This is a genomic window from Niallia sp. FSL K6-0212 (assembly GCF_038007605.1).
GTDB lineage: Bacteria > Bacillota > Bacilli > Bacillales > Cytobacillaceae > Niallia > Niallia circulans.
Genome location: NZ_JBBOXL010000001.1, coordinates 3,851,127 through 3,869,148, shown reverse-complemented (window position 1 = coordinate 3,869,148; position 18,022 = coordinate 3,851,127). Strand labels below are relative to the sequence as shown.

General features: G+C 33.5%; 16 protein-coding genes and 1 pseudogene. 15 read left to right on the top strand and 2 right to left on the bottom strand.

Annotation, left to right across the window (positions count from 1 at the left end; all coding sequences use genetic code 11):
• Positions 1–9: 9 nt before the first annotated feature.
• From MHH96_RS18375 to MHH96_RS18325, 11 genes and pseudogenes are all read left to right on the top strand, one after another.
• Positions 10–1,257, top strand: coding sequence for a glutamate-5-semialdehyde dehydrogenase (locus tag MHH96_RS18375; RefSeq protein WP_144546370.1), 1,248 nt, complete (start codon positions 10–12; stop codon positions 1,255–1,257).
• Between the two features lie 54 nt (positions 1,258–1,311).
• Positions 1,312–2,211 (top strand): AEC family transporter, encoded by a 900-nt coding sequence (locus MHH96_RS18370; protein ID WP_341117839.1) that lies wholly within the window; start codon positions 1,312–1,314, stop codon positions 2,209–2,211.
• A gap of 174 nt (positions 2,212–2,385) precedes the next feature.
• Positions 2,386–3,944, top strand: a protein-coding gene (locus MHH96_RS18365; protein ID WP_152680057.1) for an IS3 family transposase whose coding sequence is annotated in 2 segments (ribosomal slippage) — positions 2,386–3,025 and positions 3,025–3,944 — 1,560 coding nt in all. Because the reading frame shifts where the segments join, the coding sequence is not laid out codon by codon here.
• A 300-nt stretch (positions 3,945–4,244) separates the two neighbouring features.
• Positions 4,245–4,577 (top strand): PadR family transcriptional regulator, encoded by a 333-nt coding sequence (locus MHH96_RS18360; protein WP_047940599.1) that lies wholly within the window; start codon positions 4,245–4,247, stop codon positions 4,575–4,577.
• On the top strand, positions 4,574–5,218 hold the full coding sequence (locus tag MHH96_RS18355; protein WP_341117837.1) for a hypothetical protein: 645 nt from the start codon (positions 4,574–4,576) through the stop codon (positions 5,216–5,218). The genes MHH96_RS18360 and MHH96_RS18355 overlap by 4 nt, the downstream gene beginning before the upstream one ends.
• Before the next feature lie 98 nt (positions 5,219–5,316).
• Positions 5,317–6,798, top strand: a complete 1,482-nt coding sequence (locus tag MHH96_RS18350) for a DUF4153 domain-containing protein (protein WP_341117836.1) — start codon at positions 5,317–5,319, stop codon at positions 6,796–6,798.
• Positions 6,799–6,870: 72 nt separating this feature from the next.
• Positions 6,871–7,485, top strand: coding sequence for a sigma factor (locus tag MHH96_RS18345; protein ID WP_144546376.1), 615 nt, complete (start codon positions 6,871–6,873; stop codon positions 7,483–7,485).
• 27 nt (positions 7,486–7,512) lie between these two features.
• Positions 7,513–8,094: an ATP-dependent Clp endopeptidase proteolytic subunit ClpP gene (gene clpP, locus MHH96_RS18340; RefSeq protein WP_144546378.1), complete on the top strand. Its 582-nt coding sequence runs from the start codon at positions 7,513–7,515 to the stop codon at positions 8,092–8,094.
• A 393-nt stretch (positions 8,095–8,487) separates the two neighbouring features.
• Positions 8,488–8,903, top strand: a pseudogene (gene arr, locus MHH96_RS18335) (NAD(+)--rifampin ADP-ribosyltransferase).
• Positions 8,904–8,999: 96 nt separating this feature from the next.
• On the top strand, positions 9,000–10,190 hold the full coding sequence (locus MHH96_RS18330; RefSeq protein WP_047940605.1) for a class I SAM-dependent rRNA methyltransferase: 1,191 nt from the start codon (positions 9,000–9,002) through the stop codon (positions 10,188–10,190).
• Positions 10,191–10,364: 174 nt separating this feature from the next.
• Positions 10,365–11,144 (top strand): HAD family hydrolase, encoded by a 780-nt coding sequence (locus MHH96_RS18325; RefSeq protein WP_047940606.1) that lies wholly within the window; start codon positions 10,365–10,367, stop codon positions 11,142–11,144.
• Between the two features lie 75 nt (positions 11,145–11,219).
• Here the strand turns inward: MHH96_RS18325 and MHH96_RS18320 are convergent, their stop codons facing one another.
• Positions 11,220–11,666 (bottom strand): Lrp/AsnC family transcriptional regulator, encoded by a 447-nt coding sequence (locus MHH96_RS18320; RefSeq protein ID WP_047940607.1) that lies wholly within the window; start codon positions 11,664–11,666, stop codon positions 11,220–11,222.
• Positions 11,667–11,892: 226 nt separating this feature from the next.
• Here MHH96_RS18320 and MHH96_RS18315 point away from each other — a divergent pair, with 226 nt between their 5' ends.
• The 4 genes from MHH96_RS18315 to ppc all read left to right on the top strand — a co-directional run bounded on the left by MHH96_RS18315 (position 11,893) and on the right by ppc (position 16,880).
• Positions 11,893–12,519 carry a YitT family protein gene (locus tag MHH96_RS18315; protein ID WP_047940608.1) on the top strand — a complete coding sequence of 209 codons (627 nt, stop codon included), beginning with the start codon at positions 11,893–11,895 and terminating at the stop codon, positions 12,517–12,519.
• Positions 12,520–12,740: 221 nt separating this feature from the next.
• A complete protein-coding gene (locus tag MHH96_RS18310; protein ID WP_047940609.1) occupies positions 12,741–13,121 on the top strand; it encodes a hypothetical protein in 381 nt (126 codons plus the stop codon).
• Positions 13,122–13,362: 241 nt separating this feature from the next.
• A complete protein-coding gene (locus MHH96_RS18305) occupies positions 13,363–13,662 on the top strand; it encodes a heme biosynthesis protein HemY (RefSeq protein ID WP_061796239.1) in 300 nt (99 codons plus the stop codon).
• A 455-nt stretch (positions 13,663–14,117) separates the two neighbouring features.
• Positions 14,118–16,880 carry a phosphoenolpyruvate carboxylase gene (gene ppc / locus MHH96_RS18300; RefSeq protein ID WP_341117834.1) on the top strand — a complete coding sequence of 921 codons (2,763 nt, stop codon included), beginning with the start codon at positions 14,118–14,120 and terminating at the stop codon, positions 16,878–16,880.
• A 797-nt stretch (positions 16,881–17,677) separates the two neighbouring features.
• Here ppc and MHH96_RS18295 read toward each other — a convergent pair.
• Positions 17,678–17,995 carry a thioredoxin family protein gene (locus MHH96_RS18295; RefSeq protein WP_047940612.1) on the bottom strand — a complete coding sequence of 106 codons (318 nt, stop codon included), beginning with the start codon at positions 17,993–17,995 and terminating at the stop codon, positions 17,678–17,680.
• Between the last annotated feature and the right edge of the window lie 27 nt (positions 17,996–18,022).

Below are 18,022 nucleotides of genomic sequence, written 5' to 3'. Positions count from 1 at the left end.
AGATGGAAAATGGGCGAAGTATATCAAAAAGGTAAATTAGCAAAGAATGCAAGTTATCAATTATTAAATAAGACAACGGAACAGAAAAATGCAGCTTTATCCCTTATTAGCCAGCAATTAATAGAGGACCAAGATTTAATTATAAAAGCTAATAAAATAGATCTTGAAAACGGGAAAGAAAATGATCTATCTCTTTCTGTTTTAGATCGAATTATGCTGGATGAAAAACGGATTAATAATATGGCCTTAGCACTAAAAGAGTTAATTAAACTAAATGATCCAGTCGGTGTTGTGGTAGAAAAAATTGAAAAAGAAAATGGCTTAAAAATTATTAAGAAAACTGTGCCAATTGGCGTAATGGGAATGATTTATGAGGCGAGACCAAATGTAACGATTGATGCAGCAAGTCTTGCTCTGAAAACAGGGAATAGTATTGTCTTAAGAGGAAGTTCATCTGCTAAGCAATCAAATCTGGCTCTTGTTGATACAATCCATCGTGCACTGGAGAAATCCGCAATTCCAAAAGAAGCCGTCCAGCTAATTGAAGATACAAGCAGAGAAACAGCGAAAGAACTATTTCATTTAAAAGAATTTTTAGATGTACTAATCCCTCGTGGCGGCAAAGGGTTAATTGATACGGTAGTAAAAGAAGCAACCGTTCCAGTTATTGAAACAGGTGCAGGCAATTGCCATTTATTTATTGATGAAACCGCAGAGTTGAAAATGGCACTTACGATTAGTTTGAACGGTAAAACACAGCGTCCATCTGTATGCAATGCCTTAGAGACTATTTTAATCGAAACCAAATGGTTTGCTCAATATGGATTAGCTCTTTTAGAAGCACTACATCAAAATGGTGTGGAGATTTATGGAGATGACACTGTCTGCACTACTTTTTCTTTTGCAAAAAAAGCGACAGAAGAAGATTGGTATACGGAATACTCTGCTTTGAAAGTAAGTATAAAAATAGTAGATGGAGTTACAGAAGCAATTAACCATATTAATACTTATGGTACTAAGCATTCAGAAGCGATTATTACTGAAAATATTGAAAATGCAGAAACTTTTTTATCTGGAGTAGATGCTGCAGCAGTCTATCATAATGCGAGTACAAGATTTACAGATGGATTTGAATTTGGGTATGGGGCGGAGATTGGAATCAGTACGCAAAAACTGCATGCTAGAGGTCCAATGGGATTAAATGCCTTAACATCCTTTAAATATTTTATTTATGGAGAAGGTCAAGTTAGAAATTAATTGCTGGCAGTTACACCAGGGTATGTCATAGTTCACGAAGATTGGATGATGTTATTGGAATATTTAAGTATTTTATTACCTATTTTTTTTATTTTTTCCGTTGGTTTCATTGGACAAAAGATGCTTCATATTGATATAAAATCTGTTTCGGCTGTATCTGTCTATTTGATGACGCCATTGTTGTCTTTTAGTGTTTTTTATGAAACAACTTTTACAATGGACTATTTGTATATGACACTGTACGCATTAACGTTAGTATTAAGTATTGTCGCGATTGTTTACATTATTGGATTTATTAGAGGTTATTCGGTAAGAAAGACATGCGGAATGATACTATCCTCGGCATTTATGAACAACGGTAATTATGGCACTCCGCTCGTTTTATTTGTTTTCGGAGAGCCAGGCTTGCACTATGCAGTTATCTTAATGGTTATTCAGCAATTAATTATGGTTACGATTGGTGTTTATTATGCAGCAAAAGGCTCTGTTGATGATGGAAATGGGAAAGATACTTTAAAAAAAGTATTAAAAGTACCAGTTATGTATGGGGCAATTCTAGGAGCAGTCTTGCATTCTCTTAATCTACCGATTGGAGCAACGATGCTTGAGGCAATTAAGCTAGTTGGCAATGCGGCCATTCCAACCGTCATGCTTGTTTTAGGAATACAACTTGCTAATGTCCGTATAAAAAATATTTCTTATCGCCCTCTATCTATTTCATTGTTACTTAAACTTATAGTTTCGCCAGTTATTGCATGGCTGCTGACGCTTATTTTGCCAGTAGATGAAATATTAAAGCAAATAATGATTCTGCTTGCTGGAATGCCAGCAGCAGCAAACACAACCCTTTATGCTGTCCAATATGGAACAGAACCTGATTTTGTATCAAGTGCAACCTTTTTTAGCACATTAGCTAGTTTAATAACATTGCCTGTTATTTTATCTCTAATATAATCATTCTTGTAAAATTTGCAGGGGATATTTTCCTGTTAAAGATCAGAGGTGGGTTATAAGTACTCCATTCTAAATTAGACCCGAAAATTATGCGAGTATCATAAATTGATATGCTCCCCTATAGGTAGACAGATTAAAAAATAAAAATCTGGTTACTTGTAGGGGAGTATTTTTATGCCTAGAAAATCTTATTCTGTAGAAGAGAAATATCAAATAGTGAAAGCTTTAGGGGAAGTAAATTCGTCACTCCAAGTTTCATCGATTTATAAGGTGCACTTTTCTACCGTTTTGGAATGGAAATATAAATTTGATACATTCGGTTTAGAAGGACTAAAAGAGACTTCTTCCTGGAAAAAGTATTCTAAAGAACTAAAGTTATCCGCTATTCAAGATTATGCCTCTGGAAATTACTCGATTCGTGAAATTACGAGAATGTATGAAATATCAGATCCATCTGTCCTTAGAAGGTGGATTAAGAAGTATAATAGTCATAGTGAAATAAAAGATACGTCACAAGGAAGGACGAGCTCTATGACTAAGGGAAGAAAAACGACTTGGGAAGAACGAATACAAATTGTGCTAGATTGTTTAGGGAACAAAAAAGACTATCAAGAAGCAGCTAATACTCATCAGGTTTCTTATCAACAAATCTATCAATGGGTTAAGAAGTATGAAGATGGCGGAGTAGATGCATTGAAAGATAGGCGTGGTTCTACGAAAGAGGAATCCGAGCTAACTCAAGAGGAGAAAATAACTCTTCAAATGAAGAAGTTAGAAAGAGAAAATGAGCGATTACGTGCAGAAAACTTATTTTTAAAAAAGTTAGAGGAGATCGAAAGGAGGCAAAAATAAGTCAAATCCAATCGGAGGATAAGTATATCGCTATTCAAGAGATCCATCAGGAAGAGAATATAAGCATTCAATTACTGAGTGAAATAGCGGGAATTGCACGATCCGCCTATTATAAGTGGCTTCATCGCGTTCCTTCTTCTCAAGAGCTATTGAATGAGAAAATCATGAAAGAGATGAAAATTCTCCATGAAAAAGTGGAGGGCATCTTCGGTTATCGCCAAATGACCCTTCACATGAATAGACAGTTTAAAGAAAGATTGAATCATAAAAGAATTTATCGACTAATGAAAGTGGTTGGCTTACGCTCGATCATTCGTATCAAGAAAAAACGTTATAAACGCTCCGTTCCCCAACAAGTGGCAGAGAATATCTTAAATCGGGAATTTACCGCAACAAAACCAAATGAAAAGTGGGTGACGGATGTGACAGAATTTAAGTATGGTTCATCAAAGAAGGCATATTTAAGTGCCATTCGGGATCTTTATGATGGATCCATTGTTAGCTATGTTTTAGGACATTCGAATAATAATGAACTTGTATTCCAAACGCTTGATCAAGCAACCGTACTTTTATTGGAGGAAGAACATCCAATTATCCATAGTGATCGAGGGTATCAGTATACTTCAAAAGGTTTTAAGCTTAAAGTAGACGAGGCAGAGATAACACACAGTATGTCACGAGTTGGAAAGTGTATTGATAATGGTCCAATGGAGTCTTTTTGGGGGACACTGAAATGCGAAAAGTATTATTTACACAAATATAAGACCTTTGAGGAACTTTCTCTTGCGATAGATGACTATATCCAATTTTATAATAACAATAGATATCAAAAACGATTAAACGGCCTTAGCCCTATGGAATATAGAGTTAAAGCCGCTTAGATCTTTTTTATTATTTCCACTGTCTACTTGACAGGGGGCAGTTCAAATAATGGATACTCGCATAATTATTCGGGTTTTTTTATTCAGTATTTAGGGAATAGCGTTTTGAAAAAAGAAATCGAAGGAAGCGAACCAATTCTTTCGCTAAACAATAATCAGTGGCTAAATTAAGATTCCTAGTCTTTAAAGGCATAGACGGAGGAAAAAATTAGATTGGAGAGTCCTATTTTATATTGCATTATAGCGATAGGAACGATACAATACTAACAAAGTACATTTTAATTCTAGGTAGGTGAAAATATGTTCAATAGAGAGCTAGTAAAAGGAAGTACATCTTTAATACTTCTACAGCTGTTAGCAGAAAAAGAAATGTATGGATATGAACTTGTCAAAGAAATGGAAAAAAGAAGTGATTATTCTTTGCAAGTAAAAGAAGGGACTTTATATCCTGCTCTGCATAAATTAGAAAAACAGGAATATGTAGAATCTTTCTGGAAAGAATCAGAAAAAGGACCAGCAAGGAAATATTACCGAATTACCGATTCTGGTCAGCAAATATTGGAGCAAAAAACAACAGAATGGAAAAACTTTGTGCAAACGATTGATAAAGTGATTGGGAGAAAAGGAATATGATTTCTTCAAAAGAATCCTACATGAAACAGCTGCGGGATTTACTCCAAGATCATGAGCAAACAGAAGAAATATGCATGGAGTATGAGCTACATCTAGTAGACATGTTGGAAGATATTGCTTTCGAAAAACAATGTTCAGAAGAAGAAGCGTTAATTTTGGCAATCCAAAGATTAGGAACACCACTAGAGATTGCCGCCATGTATCAAGAAGAGTTAAACATGACTGCGAAAAAAACGCAATGGAATTTCTTTTTTGCTAATTTGTTTTTCTTTGTCGGCGGAATTAGTTTGACGGTCATTTATCATCGCTTATCCAATCCAACAATCAGTAAATTATGGTCACTCTTAACCAGTATTCCTTTTTTTCTTATTGTTCTTTACTTATTCTTTTGGCTTTTACTTGGATATGAAGTGGGAAAGGAATTTGGTCTTGGCGGAAAAAAACTTTTACTGAAGACATTTTGTATTTCTTTAGTTCCTAATCTATTACTTATGAGTTCCATTGTCTTTAAGATTATTCCGTTAACACTCTTTGATCCATTATTAACACCGGAATTTGTACTTATCTGTATTTCTTTTACGATAATGTTATATCCAATATGTTATCTCGCCTTTCGCTATGGAACAACAAGATCGGTATAAGTTGTTCTATTGTACACTACCTAGTATTACTGTGTAACGAAGTTCTATTTATTTTTTTGTTTAACTATATAGATTATCTATGTAAAGGAGGAAATAGCATGAACAAGAAAAATATTATTTATTTTATAGGCTGTTTTTTACTAGCAATTATTGCAGAAATAACGTTATTTACAGAGACAATTGGAATTTCGCTTAGTATTTTTGTTGTCGTTTTTTATGTTTATTATTTTTATTTAACGAGGAAACAAACGCATACACATCGTTTAATTGGTATATATTTATTTGTGTGCATATGGCTATTAACATTGTCTTTTGTTTTCATTGCTAATCCGTATTTTTATGCCTTAAATTTTATTGTTGTTTTTAGTTTAATCGGCTTTCATACAACGTTACTAACGAGTCCTTCTTTTCTTAGTTGGAGCAATAAAGATGTTTTCTTTTATTTAAAAAAGAAAGTATCTTCCTTTTTTAAATTAGGAAAATATTTAACCTTTCTTGTGCGGAAATCGGTAAAGAGACGTGCTGATGAAAGGAATTATGTCGCTATAAAAAGAATAGTATTAGGAATGGTTATTGTAACACCGATTTTAATGTTATTAATTTTCCTGCTTAGTTCCTCAGATCAGCATTTTAATAATATGATGGTAACCATAATCACCCGGCTTTTTTCATTCCATATAGATGGAATAAGTACATTGCTACGAATAGGTTTAATATTTATTTTTCTATTACTATTCATGAAGACAATTAGTAAAAGGTCGATTATTATTCCAAGCGAAAGAAAAGGAAAACAAGGAAGATGGGAGCAAGCAACTTTATTAACTATTTTACTTTTCATTAATGGGCTATATATATTTTATACCATCGTACAATTTCAATATTTTTTCAATGATGTATTAATGAAAGGTTTTACATATGCTACCTATGCGAGAAGAGGATTCTTTGAACTTATTATCGTGACAGTGATTAACATATCAATTATTTTGTTAGTAAATAGCTTTGCTAAACAACGCACTCTTTTCTTAAAAATAATTTTATCCTTTTTAATTGCTTTTAGCTTTATCATTCTTTTGTCTGCTCATTTACGATTGTCTTTATATGAACAGGCGTATGGTTATACGTATTTACGATTATTTTCTCATTCTTTTATTTTACTATTGGCGGTATTTTTCTCATTCACATTGATAAAAATTTGGATGGAGAAAATTCAACTTATGCGTTTTTACTTATTGCTCTCCTTGTTATATTACTGTGGCCTGAATGTTATGGACATCGATCGTATAATCGTTAGCAAAAATTTGCAGCGGTTTGAGGAAACAAATTTAATTGATTTTACCTATATAGATTCTCTATCTTATTCAGCTATTCCGGTTCTAGTAGATTATTACGAAAAAAATCCTGATATGAAGAGGGTAAAAGAATTATTGCTTGCAAAAAAGGAACGCCTTCAGCATACAGATCAAAAATGGCAGAGCTATAATATCGTGGAAGACCGTGCAAGAAAGTTGCTTAATACAATGGAGTTGGCTAAGAAAGTGCCTGAAAATCAAAAGGAGAAAAAATATCGATTAGAAGAATAATTTTTTTGACCCCGTATCTTTTTCGCTATCTGAAACGTTCTATATATAAACAGTCAAAGGAGGGATTTATCAATGAGGATGGAAATGCAAAATATAAAAATTCTGTATCAAAAACTCGATTCCTATTGTCGGTATCTTTCTTTAGATAAATGGGAACGAGAAGATTTAATTCAAGAAGCCCTTTTAAAAGCGATGGAAAATTATAAAGATAAAGATATTACGCCTGCTTTACTCAAAAAAATTGCTGATAATCAATTGATTGATAAATTAAGAAAAAAACAAGATATTATTGGTATCCCAGTAAAGGAACCAAAAGCAGAAGAAAAAAATTTAACCTCTCTGATGCTGGCTGAATTCCTAGCTGAAAAATTGACCTTTAAACAAGGGATAATTTATCTGCTCGTAGAGGGGTTTCAATTTCGCTTAAAAGAAGTTGGAGAATTATTAAATATAACAGAAACTGCTGTGAAATCAGTATTGTTCCGAGCCAGGAATCAAGTGAAAAAAGAAACGATAATCGTTAAAAATCAGCATGATGAAGATAAGGGAAACATACAAAGGCTGTACTATGAGGTACTAAAGAGAGAAGATCCCGCTATTTTAATTAATTCAATCTATAAAAACATCCTTTTAGCTAAAGAAGAAAAAAAATATTTGTCTCAACAGCCAATGCTTATGGCCGCATAATAATCGAATACAGGAGGTTTATAACAAATGAGTACTATTCCTTATGTTATTGAACAATCAGCAAATGGAGAAAGGTCCTATGACATATATTCAAGACTTTTGAAGGATAGAATTATTATGCTTGGAGATGAAATCAATGACCAAGTTGCTAACAATATCGTGGCTCAGCTGCTATTTCTTGCAGCAGAAGATCCAGATAAAGATATTTCTATATATATCAATAGCCCTGGCGGTTCCACCTCTGCTGGTTTTGCTATTTATGATACGATGCACTATATTAAGCCGGATGTTCGGACTATTTGTACAGGAATGGCTGGATCCTTTGGTGCGTTATTACTTCTTGCCGGTACGAAAGGCAAAAGATATGCCTTACCGAATAGCGAAATTATGATTCATCAACCATTAGGTGGAACGAGAGGGCAGGCAACTGAAATTGAAATATCTGCGAAACGAATATTAAAACTAAAAGAACATATTAATCGTATTATGGCTGAGAAAACGGGTCAAACTTTTGAGAAAATAGCAAATGATACAGAAAGGGATTATTTTATGAGTGCTGAAGAAGCAAAAGAATATGGCATTGTCGATGAGATAATTTGCGTGAAATAAAAAGAGGCTGAGCAAAAGTATTCTAACCAAATATAAAACCGAACGAATATACGACTATCCTATTAGCATCGCCGTATATTCGTTCGGTTTTTGACTTATTAAAGAAGTCTTGCAGGAGACGCGTGCAGACTTTTGTTTCGCTTTTTACGGAATAATTATGACGAAGCCTGCTATTTTATTGTGCTCTCCGGGCAGGATCTAGGATATTCTCGCAGTTCACTTAAGATAGTACCTAGTCCAGTCTAATCTAATCCCATTTAGTTAAATAATTATTTCTTTTTCTACTAATATTATACCATTACTAACACTACTATTTATAGACTAGTTTTTTAATAAATTCCCACTATACTAATATTGTTGTACAAAAATCAAAATAATTAAGGAGTGCATTGGATGGATACTAAAATAAATGCTTTAGACAATGGACCGTTTTTTCATGGTACGAAAGCAGAACTGAAAATTGGCGATTTATTAGAACCTAATCACTTATCAAATTACCAAGATAAAAAATCGAACCATATATATTTTACTGCAACATTAAATGCTGCTAAATGGGGTGCTGAGTTAGCGAGGTCTACTTCAAAAGAACGAATATACATTGTAGAACCATTAGGTGATTTTGAAAATGACCCGAACGTAACGGACAAGAGATTTCCAGGAAACCCAACCCGCTCGTATGTTCTAAATCCCCCGTGAAAATTATAGCTGAGTTAGGCGCATGGGAAAGACATTCTGATGAAGAAATAAATCATATGCTTGAATCTTTAAAAAAGTTAAGTGAAGAAGGAAAAAATGTAATATACGATTAATCCAAATTACGATAGGAAAATTAGCGTCTAGCTTCATTTCATGTATAATAGAAAGGGCATATGAAAATATTAGGTCGGAAAGTTAAAGGTGGCAAAATGGAAATCGTAACAGTACAAATTGAAACACCATTTGAGAAAAATTTACTAAATGGAAATCCCTTAATTTATAAAGAAGCTATAAATGCTAATACTTCTCTTGAGGAAGGGCAAATAATTGACGTTATAACAAAGAAAAACAAATTTATTGGCAGAGGATATTATGCTATTCAAAATAAAGGAATTGGCTGGATTTTAACAAGAGAAAGGAACATTCCCATTGATGGTGCTTTTTTTGAAAAGCGGCTAAAAAAAGCGATTGATAAAAGAGCAGCCTATTTTAAGGATCATGAAACGACTGCTTTTCGAATTTTTAATGGGGAAGGCGATGGTATTGGAGGATTTTCTGTTGATCTCTACCAAAATTATCTGTTAATCCAATGGTACAGTATTGGCATTTATAAATATAAAAGCTGGATTATTGAATCGTTGCAGCGATTATTAGAAATAGACGGAATCTATGAGAAAAAAAGATTCGACGATAATGGAACATATATGGAAGACGATGATTTTGTGGTTGGGAAAAAAGCTGATTTCCCCATTACTATTTTAGAAAATGGGATTAAATACGCAGTAAACTTGAATGAAGGGGCTATGACAGGAATCTTTTTAGATCAAAAAGATGTTCGCAAAACAATTCGAGATCAATATGCAAAAGGGAGAAATGTTCTAAATACTTTTTCTTATACAGGGGCTTTTTCGGTCGCGGCAGCTGTCGGTGGTAGTTTATCGACTACTAGTGTTGATTTGGCAAATCGAAGCAAGCAGAAAACAACAGATAATTTTCTGTTAAATGATATTGACTTATCAAATCAAAAAATTATCGTAGAAGATGTTTTTCACTATTTTAAATACGCAGTAAAGAAACAACTTAGCTTTGATATGGTCATTCTAGATCCTCCTAGCTTCGCACGTTCAAAAAAGCATACTTTTCGCGCAGCAAAAGACTATACTAATTTACTTAAAGAAGCAATTGCCATAACCAAAAATGGCGGAATTATTGTCGCTTCCACCAATTGTGCAACCTTTGATATGAAGAAGTTTAAGGGATTTATTGATGCTGCCTTTCATCATCAGAAAGAAACATATCAAATAGTCGAACAATTTGGTTTACCTGCCGATTTTGCGAATATTAATGAGGTAACAGAAAGTAATTATTTAAAAGTTGTTTTTATAAAAAAACTAAAATAATATCTTAAAATATTATTTTTCAAAGAAGGATTTTGCTTCTAATAGCAAAGTTCTTTTTTTATGAAAAAGAAGGGTTTACGTGGTTTAAAAACACTTGTAATCTTATAAAGAAAGATTCCTTTTTCTTGGCTATGCTTTGAATAAAATATTTTTGTTTAAAAGGAGAAACGGAAAATGACAATTAAAGCAATTATTTTTGATTTGGATGATACACTACTATGGGATAAAAAAAGTGTACAAGAAGCTTTTTTTAAAACATGTAAATTGGCAGAAGAGAAATATACTATTTCGGCTGTACGCTTAGAAGAAGCTGTGCGGAAGGAAGCCAGAGCTTTATATGAAGGTTATGATACATATGAATTTACGAAAATGATTGGGATTAATCCCTTTGAAGGACTTTGGGGAGAGTTTCTTGAAGAACATGCTTCTTTTCCAAAAATGAGAGAGCTCATCCGGTTTTACCGGAAAGATGCATGGACCAAAGGATTACTAGCACTTGGAATTGATGATCCTGAATTTGGCGAAGAATTAGCGGAAGCTTTTCCAGAAAATAGAAAGAAATCTCCTTTCGTATATGAAGAAACATTTTCTGTCCTTAATCAATTAAAGGGGAAATACTCATTGTTATTATTAACGAATGGATCACCTCATTTGCAAAATACAAAGCTATCTATTACACCTGAAATTTCTCCTTATTTTGATCATATTGTAATTTCTGGCGATTTTGGCAGAGGAAAGCCTGATCCTTCTATATTTGAGCATGCTGTTTCTTTAATAGGTGTAGACAAATCAGAATGCATAATGGTGGGAGATAATTTAATGACAGATATTTTAGGAGCTAATCGGGCGGGAATTAAGTCCGTTTGGATTAATCGCGAAAAGGCTGAAAAGCAAGATGTACTGCCCACATATGAAATACATCAGCTTGAAGAATTATTCGCTATATTAGATTAAGCAAGAAGAAAAGTCTGGTCATCATAGGAGACATTTTGCCACTTATGACGACTAGACTTTTTCATTTTTTGTTCTTTATTGTGATTGTTCGTTAGGTAATATATGTCTAAAGGGAACAGGTGAAGCCAAGATGACTGAAGTATTAATAGTGCCATAGGGAATTAAGCGATCGACCAAATTTCTCATTCCGTCTATTCCAGAAACAGCTGCTTTAATAATATAACTGACAGTACCGGTTACACGGTGGCATTCAATAATGTCTGCTTCTGTTTTAATAAATTCCTCAAATGCATGTGGTTCTTCTTTTAGTTCACTGATTTGAATGTATAAAAGCGTTTCTCTCCCCAACTTTGCAGGTGAAATTCGGGCGCTGAATTCTAAAATTATACCCTTTTCTTGCAATCTTAATAATCTTTCCGAAACACTCGGGCGACTCAAAGCTAACTTTTTGGATAAATCACTAACCGTAATTCTGGCATCTTCTTGTAAAATTTTTAGTAGTTGTATGTCAACCTTATCCATTTTAATGAATACTCCTTTTTGCAAAATGAATGTAATGATGCATATATTTATGCGAAATAGAGGAAGTACAAGGTAATTACATTCATATTGGTATGTAAAAACACTTCGATATATTCTATCATTATATATGTAAGAATTCCACCCTAAAATCACAAATTTTTAGGATTTCACCGATAAATCCTCTTTTATCTTCTACTTATCATGATTACTATAGGAGTGTGTTGCATTGAGAAAAATAATAGTAATGATGTTTGGTTGTTTAATTACATCATTTGGTCTGTATTTATTAAAAGGGTCAGCAATTGTTACTGGAGGAACAGCTGGACTCGCATTAAGTATCTCTTATTTATTACCTATTTCATTTTCAATCTTATTTACTTTAATAAATATCCCGTTTTATATTTTGTCTTACTTTAAAATGGGGAAGAAATTTACGATTTCAACCATTTTAGCTGTATCGTTAGTTACATTATTTTCCTATTTGTTATCCATCATTCTACCGCCATTCGCTCTATATCCTCTACTAGGATCTATCATTGGGGGCTTTATTATTGGAATAGGAACTATTATTTTGTTTATGAATGGTTCGTCTTTAGGGGGAGCCCAAATTCTGTCTATTACACTTCAAAAACAATTTAATTGGAATATGGGAAAAACAAATTTTATTTTTGATACAATTGTTATTTTAATTGGCTTGTACAGTGTAGGACTAATTAGAGGCTTATACAGTATTGTATCAGTATTTATAATTTCCTTTATGATGAGTACCTTCAAGGAAAAAATAGCTAATAGAAATACGAGTAAAACTAATATCGAAAAAGTTACATCTGTGGTTGAAACACAATCTGTTTAACCATAGGAACCCCTATACTCCACTCCATAATATTGAGGGGTGGAGTATAGGGGTTTTGTTTTAAATCCTAAAGGTGGAGTTAGAGGAATATAACTTACTTTTTAATAAAAAGGATATTCTTTACCCTCAATATTATTATAAGGAAAAATAATTGACAGTGATAATCATTTTCATTTAAAATGAAAACAAATAACGAAAAGATTAGGAAGGTGTAAGATATAATGAAAAATGATTTCATTGTTTTAGCTCCATTTCAATATATGATCGAATGTACCTGTCCTAGACCTGAACATACTTTCATTCTTGATTTACATAAAGGAGATATAATTACCGTTACTGAAGAAAAAAAATACGTTGATTCGCTTGGCTGGCTTTTACTTGTTATGGTAAATGACTATAGTTTCTTCATGTTCATAGATGAAATAGAAGAATTTATTGCGAATAAAAAGATCACTTCCTTAATGGATATGGAATTAAGAATGAATTATTTAGAATATAAAGTAAATGAATCGTTAGATGGCTTAAATAAAGAGCAGTTTGAGCTTTTTGCCAAGGAGCTTAATACTTTAAAATCCCTTCAAAATGAGCTTGCTCTGACTTGATTATATTGAATTTTAAGAGTAATCCATTTAGATATATTGGATTGCTTTTTTGTTTTTATAAACAGAAGGGAGACAATCTAGAGAATCTTTATAAAAGAGCAAAGGAGCTCTGCATAATAGAAACAGAAGAAAATGAATTAATTTGCTCATACAGTCTTGATTATTTGCAAACGTCCTTCCGGAAGATTACAATGGGATAGTATTATGAAGAAGGCAAATGTTTGCTTAGGAGGATTATTAGATGAAAGTCAAAATAAACAGACACGCTGTTAAAGTGCTTAATCAAATGTTAGAAAAAGCTGAAGAAGGAGAAATGATTCGGGTATACATAACAGAGAATCATGGAAACCATGCACATTACGATTTAAAATTGGACAAGAAGACGGAACATGATGAAGTGGTGCAGTCTGACAAAGATATTCCCATTTTATTAGATACGAGAGATGCAGATTTCTTGGATGGTGTATGGATTCAATATTTCCATGTTCCACAGCCAGGATTCACTATTTATAATCCATCAAAAGAACAACATCATCATTAAAAAACAGGAAGTGGAAACACTTCCTGTTTTTTAATATTTGCTTTTGTCCTCATTCTAAATGAGACATTTCCATACTGACTGTTATATGTTATAATTAACTCCTAAATGAAACCTGTTCTGTATTTAATCCGTCACTTTTAAGCGTAACAGAGCATTTAAGTTTACATATTTAGTTTTTTAGGTTATATACATTAATGACATAAATGATGAGAATCACGAAAAAATAATATTTAGGTCTCATGTATTCCCATAAGTCCAAAGAATAATTTACAAAAAAATCCAATAGATGCTTATTGTTGGATGATTAATATAAAAAATAGATGATTCCTTAAAGATCTATCTTATTTATCTATTAATTATCGATTTTTGTTAATGAATTTTTAAAAGAATAATGATAGGATTAATGGTAATAAAGTATTTATGTTAAAAAATTTAGATTAAGGGATGGTAATCTAATGACAACAACGATAAAAGGAAATGAGAGCAGTTTACCTTTACGAAAAGATGTCAAACACCTTGGAAATATTCTTGGTGAGGTACTTATCCACCATGGTGGCCAAGAATTATTAGACAAGGTAGAAATAATTCGTAAATTAGCAAAAGAACTGCGGGAAACAAATAATGAACATACATATAACCAATTAAAGTTCGAAATGGAAAGACTAGATAAGCCAGTTCGCAGACAAGTTATTCGAGCGTTTTCGAAATATTTTCATTTGGTGAATGTTGCTGAGTTAAATCATCGTATTCGTCGTAGAAGAGAATACCAACTAAGTCAAGAAAAAGGTGTACAGCCATATTCCATTGATCGTGCAATCATGGCATTTAAACAAAAGAATTTATCTGAAGAGACCATTCAAGAAGTGTTAAATACTCTTTCGTTAGAACTTATTATTACAGCGCATCCAACAGAATCAACAAAACGTACGATTTTAGAATCGCAAAAGAGAATTGCTAATATCTTAAAACAACTTGATAACCCAATGTTGACGAAGAAAGAGAGACAGCATTTAAATGATGATCTATTTGAAGAGATAACGATCATGTGGCAGACAGATGAATTACGGCAGGAACGTCCTACCGTAATGGATGAAGTTAGAAATGGTCTTTATTATTTTGAGCAAACATTATTTGATGTATTGCCAGAAATCCATCAAGAGGTTCAGGATGCTCTGGATGAAAACTATCCTAATTTCGAATGGAAAGTACCTAATTTCTTATGGTTTGGTTCTTGGATTGGTGGAGACAGAGATGGTAACCCAAATGTAACACCTGACGTTACATGGCAAACACTGCATAAGCAAAATGAATTAGTCATCCAAAAATACATTCATGCAGTAGATGAATTGATGAAGAGATTCAGTCATTCTACTAATCGTGTTAAGGTTAGTTCAAAGCTTATTCAGACGATTATGGAGGAAGAACAGCTATATCTTACACCAGAAAAGAAATGGCCAGTTGAAAAAGAAGTTTATCGCCGGAAATTTTCAATTATTTTAGAAAGATTAAAAGAATATGGCAAATCTGAAAAAGGTTATGTGAAGGCAGGAGAGTTACTTGATGATTTATATTTAATTCAAGAAAGCTTTGCCTTGCACCAACCGAAAGCTCATCAGCAAAAAGATTTACAAAAACTAATTCGACAAGTGCAATTGTTTGGTTTTCATTTAGCCACATTGGATATTCGTAATCATAGTGGTGAGCATGAGGCAGCTATAGACGAGATTCTGCGTAAAGTCGGCATAACAGATGATTATAAAAATTTACCAGAAAATGAAAAATTAGGAATTCTTGAATCTGTTTTGAATGATCCTCGTCCTATTCTGTTATTAAACGAAGATTATTCAAATGAAACACAGGAAATGATTAGCACCTTTAACATGATTAGAGAAGCACATAAGAAGTTTGGAGAACGAGCAATTAATGTTTATTTAATCAGTATGACACAGTCGCCAAGTGATATTCTTGAAGTACTTGTATTAGCAAAAGAAGCTGGAATTTATCGACTGCATGCGGATGGAACAGTAGAAAGTCACTTAAATGTAGCACCATTATTAGAGACAATTGATGATTTAATCGCCGGTCCTGAAATCATTGAAACATTATTCCGTATGCCGGTTTATCGTGAACATTTAAGACAACATAATGACCAGCAGGAAATCATGCTAGGATATTCTGATGGTAGTAAAGACGGTGGCACATTAACAGCAAACTGGAAATTATTTAAAGCTCAGCGTGAAATTCACGAAATGGCTAGTAACTATCAAATCGGCTTGAAATTTTTCCATGGTCGTGGCGGTTCACTTGGTCGCGGCGGTGGTCCGTTGAATAAGAGTATCCTATCTCAACCAGGTGAAACATTAGGGGATGGCGTGAAAATCACGGAACAAGGGGAAGTATTATCCTCGCGCTATTTATTAGAAGATATTGCTTTTAGAAGCTTAGAGCAAGCAACTTCTACGTTGCTTATGGCAATTGCTCATATTTCTAAGGATATTAGCGAACATAAAGAGGAGAGAAATCTTTGGGAAGATTGCATGGAAGAAATATCTGCTATTGCGCTTGCAAAATATCAATCATTGGTTTTTAATGATCCTGATTTTATGACTTATTTTAAAGAAGCAACGCCTTTAAATGAAATCGGAAATTTAAAAATTGGTTCACGGCCAATGAGCAGAAAAAATATGACAACTTTTGAAAATCTTCGTGCCATCCCATGGGTTTTTGCATGGACTCAAAGTAGACAGCTGCTTCCTGCTTGGTATGCTGCTGGTACTGGATTAACTGAGTTTGCTCAGCAAAAATCAGGTAATATTGAAATTTTAAAACAAATGTACGCAAAATGGCCATTCTTCCACTCGACGATTGATAATTTACAAATGGCATTAATGAAGGCAGATTTAACAACAGCAAGAGAATATTCTTCCCTTGTGGAAAATGAAGCCATTGGTAATCGTATTTATCAAAATATTAAAGAAGAGTATGATAAGACAAGAGCTATTTTATTAGAAATCACTGGTATAGAAGAATTACTTGATCACACACCTTCTATTCAAGAGTCTGTTTATAGAAGAAATCCATATGTAGATCCATTGAATTTCTTCCAAGTTGATTTAATTAAACAGCTTCGTGACCAAGAAGTTCCTGATAAGGAATTACTGAACCAAGTTCTTTTAACCATTAATGGCATCGCTGCTGGTTTACGTAATACAGGTTGAGTTAGGATAGCCTAAAAAAAGATGAGTCTAATTTTCAGACTATAGACAAACTCCTTGAATTTTGAGGTTTTGCCTATGGTCTTTTTTTGTGATCTCTTCTAATAGGGTGTTGATTTCCGCTACTGGGGTTCGCTTTCCTTGGGGCGAGCGCCGAGCCGCTTCGTATCATACGCTCCTGCAGTGTCTCGGACTTTCTCGCATCTCCCAAAGGAGTCACACCTCTTCCGCTCCAATCAACCTGGTTTCATCAAGTTAGTCTAGAATTTTAACTGCTCTGGTTTTAAAATATAGGTAGATATTTTTTAGAGGTGAAATCATGCTTTCCAAACATTCTTCTATTCAAAGAGATCAATTAGAAATGATTGCTTAGATTAACTTGTTCCACCAAATCACTTAGTTCACAAGATGGAGACTACGCTTGACGGCCAACTGGACTTGGGTGAGTCCGGTAACAACTTAAGAAGAGTATAAAGAATAGATTAAAATACAATAAAATAACGAAAAAAGACCATATAAGATAAAAGGGGATCAGAATGAAAACATTCTGATCCTCTTTTGTCTTAGTTTATAAATATACATTCTTTTAAATAAGAGTTGATTTCCGCTACTGGGGTTCGCTTTCCGTGGGGGTCGCGCTGAGCCACTTGCAGGGTCTCAGACTGTCTCGCATCTCCCAAAGGAGTCTCACCTCTTCCACTCCAATCAATGCATAATAATTCCATTTGCATTTTCTAAATTCCTTTTGTCAACAAGCTGAGAGGAGAAATCAATATTTCTCCTCGTTTTATTTCCAAAAATTATTTATATGATGCTAAAAAGTCTTCTACCTGCTCAGGTGTTTTGGCATTGGCGCTGTGTAAGTGACCAATTTTTTCGCCGTCTTTAAAAACTAACAGGCTGGGAATCCCCATGACATCATATTTTTCTGCTATTTCAGGAAGTTCATCTTTATTTAAACTATACCATTTTTTGTCATTGTTTGCTTCCATGATTTCCCCAATGAACATATCCATTCTTGTACAATCAGGGCACCAAGTGGTAAAAAACTTCACAATATTTGTATCTCCATTGTTAATAATTTCTTCAAATGTTTCTACTGTTTTAATTTCATTCATATCTTTAAGCTCCTCATTTAAAAATTC